This is a genomic window from Kineococcus glutinatus, from assembly GCF_039542765.1.
Taxonomy (GTDB): domain Bacteria; phylum Actinomycetota; class Actinomycetes; order Actinomycetales; family Kineococcaceae; genus Kineococcus_A; species Kineococcus_A glutinatus.
The window spans coordinates 1-5,961 of record NZ_BAABIL010000605.1 but is presented as its reverse complement, the minus strand read 5'-3'; the positions used below and the strand labels follow the sequence as shown (position 1 = coordinate 5,961).

5 protein-coding genes and 1 pseudogene are annotated in these 5,961 nt (G+C 73.4%); 1 reads left to right on the top strand and 5 read right to left on the bottom strand.

What is annotated here, in order from left to right; translation table 11 throughout:
* Positions 1 to 123: 123 nt before the first annotated feature.
* From ABEB16_RS18900 to ABEB16_RS18880, 5 genes are all read right to left on the bottom strand, one after another.
* A complete protein-coding gene (locus ABEB16_RS18900) occupies positions 124 to 1,332 on the bottom strand; it encodes a LacI family DNA-binding transcriptional regulator (protein ID WP_425560254.1) in 1,209 nt (402 codons plus the stop codon).
* A gap of 2 nt (positions 1,333 to 1,334) precedes the next feature.
* On the bottom strand, positions 1,335 to 2,246 hold the full coding sequence (locus tag ABEB16_RS18895) for a carbohydrate ABC transporter permease (protein WP_345713756.1): 912 nt from the start codon (positions 2,244 to 2,246) through the stop codon (positions 1,335 to 1,337).
* Positions 2,243 to 3,211 carry a carbohydrate ABC transporter permease gene (locus tag ABEB16_RS18890; protein WP_345713755.1) on the bottom strand — a complete coding sequence of 323 codons (969 nt, stop codon included), beginning with the start codon at positions 3,209 to 3,211 and terminating at the stop codon, positions 2,243 to 2,245. The genes ABEB16_RS18895 and ABEB16_RS18890 overlap by 4 nt, the downstream gene beginning before the upstream one ends.
* Before the next feature lie 154 nt (positions 3,212 to 3,365).
* A complete protein-coding gene (locus tag ABEB16_RS18885) occupies positions 3,366 to 4,769 on the bottom strand; it encodes an ABC transporter substrate-binding protein (RefSeq protein ID WP_345713754.1) in 1,404 nt (467 codons plus the stop codon).
* Between the two features lie 192 nt (positions 4,770 to 4,961).
* Positions 4,962 to 5,558: an NUDIX domain-containing protein gene (locus ABEB16_RS18880; protein ID WP_425560253.1), complete on the bottom strand. Its 597-nt coding sequence runs from the start codon at positions 5,556 to 5,558 to the stop codon at positions 4,962 to 4,964.
* Between the two features lie 34 nt (positions 5,559 to 5,592).
* Between ABEB16_RS18880 and ABEB16_RS18875 the strand changes: the two are divergent.
* Positions 5,593 to 5,961 (top strand): annotated as a pseudogene (locus ABEB16_RS18875) (efflux RND transporter periplasmic adaptor subunit); the annotation flags it as partial.

Sequence of the window (5,961 nt, the reverse complement as noted above, 5' to 3'; positions counted from 1 at the left end):
AGGTCGGGCCACCAGCGCTCCACCCGCAGCTCGAACAGCTCCCGGCGCGGGGCGTGCAGCGCGGCCAGCGCCCGGTGCACCCCGGCGAGCACCCCGGCGGTGCCGGCCTGCCGGCGTTCACCGTCAGCGGTTGGTGGGTGCACCGCGCTCCTCCTGTCCCCGGGCGTGCTCGACGTCGCCGCCCACGGCCGCCAGCACCTGCCGGCCCAGGACGACGCGCCGGCGCGGGCGGACCTCCCGCCGCGGCGGCGCGGTGCTGGCGCGCACCACGAGGGAGGTGCTGAGCAGGACCTCCCGCGCGCCCGCCGGGACGTGCCCGCGCAGCCGCCCCAGCAGCATCTCCGCGGCCAGCCGGCCCTGGCTGCGGACCGGCTGCGCGACGGTCGTCAGGTCGTGGGTGACGGCCATCTCGTGGTCGTCGACGCCGACGACGGACAGGTGCCGCGGCACGTCCCAGCCCAGGGCGCGCGCCGCGCACAGGGCGCCGATGGCCATCTCGTCGGAGGCGGCCAGCACCGCGGTGGGCGGGTCGCGGCGGGCCAGCAGCGCCTCCGCGGCGCGCCAGCCGCCGGTGACGGTCCAGTCGGCCACGACGTCGAGCTGGCCGGGCAGCGCGACGTCCGCGGCGGCCATCGCCCGGCGCACCCCGAGCGCCCGGTCGACGGCGGTGGCCCGGCGCACGTCGGTGCCGGAGTCGCCGCCGACGTGGGCGATGCGGCGGTGCCCGAGGGCCAGCAGGTGCTGGGCGGCGGTCTCCACCGCGGCGCCGTCGTCGATGCCGACGCGGTCGTGGCCGGGCAGGGCCGAGCCGACCGTGACGACGGGCAGGCCCAGGCGGTCCAGCACGCCGGTCTCCTCGGCGTCCAGGTCGACGCTGAGGACGAGGACGCCGTCGATCCGCTTGGCCAGCAGCCGCTGGTCCAGGACCATCGGCCGCTCCAGGCTGCGGTCGCCCACGTTGAGCAGCAGCACCTGGTAGCCGCTGCGGCGCAGCACGTCCTCCACCTCCGAGACCACGGTGGAGAAGAACCACCGGTCCAGGAAGGGCAGCACGACGCCGACGACCGAGGTGCGGCCGGTGGCGAGGCTGGCGGCGGTCGGGGAGGCGACGTAGTCCAGCGCCTCCGCGGCCGCCAGCACCCGCCGGCGGGTGTCGGCGCTGACCCGGTCCAGCCCGCGCAGCGCCCGCGAGACCGTCGCCACCGACACACCCGCCGCGGTGGCGACGTCGCGGATGCTGCTGGGTGCGCCGCCGGGGGGGACACCGGCCGGCGCACCCGCGGCGGCGCCGCTGCCCGCCCGGCCCGCCCGTGGGGCGGGGGGAGGGATCACGGCTACCCCTTCAACCCGCCCGCGAGCAGGCCCTTGACGAAGTAGCGCTGCAGGGAGAGGAACACGAGCAGCGGCACGACGATGGAGACGAACGCGCCGGCGGACAGCAGGTGCCAGGCGGTGCCGCGGGTGCCGGTGAGGTTGAGCAGGGCCACCGTGATGGGCCGGTTGTCCGAGCCACCGAACACCAGGCCGACGAGCAGGTCGTTCCACACCCAGAGGAACTGGAAGATGCCGAACGCGGCCAGCGACGGCGTCAGCAGCGGCAGCAGCACGGAGAAGAGGATCTTCACGTGCCCGGCGCCGTCGACCCGGGCGGCCTCGATGAGCTCCCGGGGGATCTCCCGCATGAAGTTGTGCAGCAGGAAGACCGCCAGCGGCAGCGCGAACGTCGAGTGCGCCAGCCACATGCTGCCGAACTCACCGGCGATGCCCCAGTCCACGAAGAGGGTGAGCAGCGGCAGCAGGGTGACCTGGATGGGCACGATCTGCAGGGCGAAGATCGCCACGAACAGCAGGTCGCGGCCCTTGAAGTCGATCCACGCGAACGCGTAGGAGGCCAGCAGCGCCAGCGTCATCGGGATGAGGACGGCCGGGATGACGATGATGAAGGAGTTGACGAAGTACGGCGCCAGGGTGGTGGAGCCCTCCGACTGCAGGACGTCGCGGTAGTTCTCCAGCGTGAACTGCGGGTCGGAGAACACCGTCCACCAGCCCGACGTCCTGATCTCCCGCTCGGGGCGGAAGGAGGAGATCAGCAGGCCGGCGGTCGGCGTCGTCCACAGCACCGCCAGGACGAGCGCGGCCAGCGACGCCCACGGCTTGGACAGCTTGCGCCGGGCCACCGCGGCCGCGGGCAGCGCCCTCGTCCCGGGCGTCGTGCCGGTGGCGACGGGCGGGGTCGTGGTGCTCATCGTGCCTCCGAGGCGCGCATCTGCCGGACGTTGTAGGCGACGATCGGGATGACGAGGACGAACAGCACGGTCGCCAGGGCGGCGCCGAGGCCCTGGTTGTCCGCCCGGAACGCCTGGGCGTAGAACTCGTTGGCCACCACGCTGGTGCTGAACTGCCCACCGGTCATGGCCTGCACGATGTCGAACACCTTCAGCGTGCCGATGCCGATGGTGGTCAGGACCACCACCACCGCCGGGCGGATCGTCGGCAGGGTCACGAAGCGGAACATCTGCACCACGCCGACGCCGTCCAGCCGCGCGGCCTCGATGATCTCGTCGGGGATCGCCTTGATCGCCGCGGACAGGATGGTCATCGCGAAGCCGGCCTGGATCCAGATCATGATGACGATCAGCAGCAGCGTGTTGAGCGGTGAGTCCACGAGCAGCTGCCGCGGCTCCCCGCCGAACCAGACGATGATCTGGTTGAGCAGGCCGATCTGCTGGATGTTGCCCTGGTTGGGGCGGAACTCGTAGACGAACTTCCAGATGATCGAGGCGCCGACGAAGGAGATCGCCATCGGCAGGAAGATCAGGGACTTGGCGAGGGCCTCACCGCGCGCGCCGTCCACCAGCAGCGCGTAGACGAGGCCGATGGCGGTGGCGACGAACGGTGTCACGACCACCCACAGGACCGTGTTGCGCAGCACGGTGAGCTGGTCGGCGGTGGTGAAGATGGTGGCGTAGTTGTCCAGGCCGACGAACGAGTCCCCGCCCGCGTCCCGGAAGGAGTTCAGGATCGTCAGCAGCGCGGGGTAGACCAGGCCGATGGCGAGCAGCACCAGGCACGGGGTGATGAAGGCCCACGCGGTCCCCCGGCCCCCCCGCCGCTCGCCGAAGGTGCGTGCGATGAACAGGACGAGCGCGATGACGGCCGCGAAAGCGACCAGGGCGATCGCCATGCTGCCGAACTTCTCGGCGTTCTCCATGCGGGTCCCTCACCTCCGGTGGGGTCGGCGACGGCCCGGTCGCGCTCGCAGGAGGCGGCCGGGCCGTCGCGGTGTCAGGGTGGTGGGCGGCCCGGCCGCGCCCGCGGCGGTCAGCCGCGGGCGCGGCGCGGGCCCACCCGGGTGGGGCGGAGGGTCAGGACGCGGGCCAGGCCGCCTCGATGTTGTCCAGCGCCTGCTGGGTCGTGGCGGTGCCGGTGATCCAGTTGGTGGCCTGCTTCCAGAAGGCGTTGGAGCCCACGGCGGCCGGCATGAGGTCGGAGCCGTCGAAGCGGAAGACGGCCTCGGGGTCGAGCAGGATCTCGGCGGAGAGCTGGTCGATCGGGCTCTTCAGGTTGGCGGTGTCGAGCTCCTTGTTGGCGCTGACCCAGCCGCCCGAGGGCGACAGGCTGGCCCGCAGGTTCGCGTACTCCGGGGAGCTGAGCCAGGTCTGGAAGGCCTGCACCTCGGGGCGGTCGGCGAAGGCGGTGGTGAACTCGCCGGCGCCCAGGACGGGCTTGTCGTCGGCGGTCTCGCCCGGCAGGTAGAACGCGAAGACGTCACCGTCCTCGGCCACCTCGGTGCCCTCGGGCCAGTTGGCCGCGTAGAAGCTCGCCTGGCGGTGCAGCGAGCAGGCGCCGTCGAGGATCGGCTGGCCGGCGTCCTGGAAGGTCGTCGTCGCGATGCTCTTGACGTCGCCGAGGCCGCCGTTGACGTACTCGGTGTTCTTCAGGTACTCGCCGGCGCCGTCGAGGGCGGCGACCGCCTCGGGGGAGTTGAAGGGCGTCTCGTGCGCGACCCACTTGTCGTAGGCCTCCGGGCCGGCGGTCCGGAGCATGAAGTCCTCCATCCAGTCGGTGACCGGCCAGCCGGTCGCCTCACCGCTGGAGATGCCCGCGCACCAGGGCGTCTTGCCGTCGGCGACCATCTTGTCGCTGAGGGCCTTCAGCTCGTCCAGGGTGGTGGGGACGGAGTAGCCGGACTCCTCGAACTCGGTCGGGGAGTACCAGACCAGCGACTTCACGTTCGCGCTGTTGGGCGCGGAGTAGAACGTCCCGCCGACGGAGCCGTAGCCCTTCCAGGCCGGGTCCCAGTAGGTGTCCACGTTGGTGGAGACCGCGGCGGGGGCCGCGACGACGGTGCCGGTCTCCACGAGCTGGGCGAGCAGGCCCGGCTGCGGGACGAAGGCGATGTCCGGCGGGTTGCCGGCGCGGGCCCGCACCAGGATCTGCGTCTCGAACTGCTTGTCGCCCTCGTACTCCACCTCCACGCCGGTGCAGTCGGTGAAGGCCTGGAACGCCTCGATGTAGGGCGTGTCCTCGGGGGTGACGACGCTGGTGTACAGCGAGACGGACTTGCCGTCGATGTCGCCGAACTCGGTGTACGGCGCCTGCTCGAACACCGAGCAGTCGAGGGCGGCGGCGCTGCTGCTGGTCTCGCCGGTGCCGGTGCCGGTGCTGTCGTCCTCGGAGTCGCCGCCGCAGGCCGTGAGCGCCAGGCCCAGGGTCAGCGCACTGGCGAGGGCCGCCGTGCGACGGTTCGCCTTGGGGCGCAGGCTCATGCCGATGCCTTCCTCGTCCTCCCGGCCCGCGCGCGGCTACGCGCGGCGTCCGGGACACCTCATTGTGTAAAAACGTTTACATCGGGATGGGAACGTACCTCGCCACGAGGCCCCGGACAAGCCCGACCCCCGATCGCTACCGATCCGTGACCCAACCTGCAGCCGCTCGTGACGCACGTCGTGACAGCGCTCTCACGCCCAGGGTGCCAGCAGGGCCGGCGCCCCGAGCAGCAGGGCGCGCGAGTCGGGCACCACACCGCCGGCCGGGTCGCGCAGCAGCGCCGCCAGCGCGTCCGGTTCCACCCACCCGGCGCAGGCCACCTCCGCCGGCTGCAGTACCAGCTCCCCGTGCACCGCCACGTCGTGCACAACCTCGTAGACGCACGCCAGGTACCACGTGTGCTCGTCGCGGTACCAGGTGCGCAGCAGCGGGCGCAGCGGTGCGCCGCGCACGCCCAGCTCCTCGGCCAGCTCCCGCGCCGCGGCGGCCCCGGCGTCCTCCCCGGCGCCCACCACCCCACCGGCCAGGCAGTCCAGCAGGCCGGGGTGGACGTCCTTGGTCGTGGTGCGCCGGTGCACCAGGACCCGGCCGCGGCCATCGCGCAGCAGCACCCCGGTCGCCGCGTGCGGCAGGTTGAGCCGGCGCACCCGACGGCGCGGGGCGGCCCCGGTCACCGGCAGGCCGGGCGTGCCGGGCGGACCCGGATCGGCGGCCGGGTCGAGCAGGGCGACGAGCTCGTCGCCGCCGCCGTGCCCGGCGGGCGGCCCGGGGGTTCGCGCGAGAGCCACCCTGCGCACGCTACCGGCGGCCTAGGGTGACGAAGTGCGCCCCGTTGCCGCCCGCGTCGTCGCCACCCGCCCGCTGCCCGCCGGGGTCCTGCCCGCGGTGGCCCTGCCCGCGGTGGTCCTGCTCGGCCTGCTCACCGGGTGCAGCGGCGAGGACGTGCCCCCGGTGCGGACCGCGGAGGTGACCCGCGGCGACGTCGTGGAGGTCGTCGAGGCACCGGGCACCGTCGTGCCCAGGGCGCAGGCCACCCTCAGCGCACCCGCCGCGGGCACGGTGGCCTCGCTCGCGGTCGTCGACGGGCAGGAGGTCGCCGCCGGGCAGGAGCTGTTCGTCGTCGACTCCCCGCAGGCCCGCTCCGTGCGGGAGGCGATCCGCCACGGCATCGCGTACGCCACGGAGGACCGC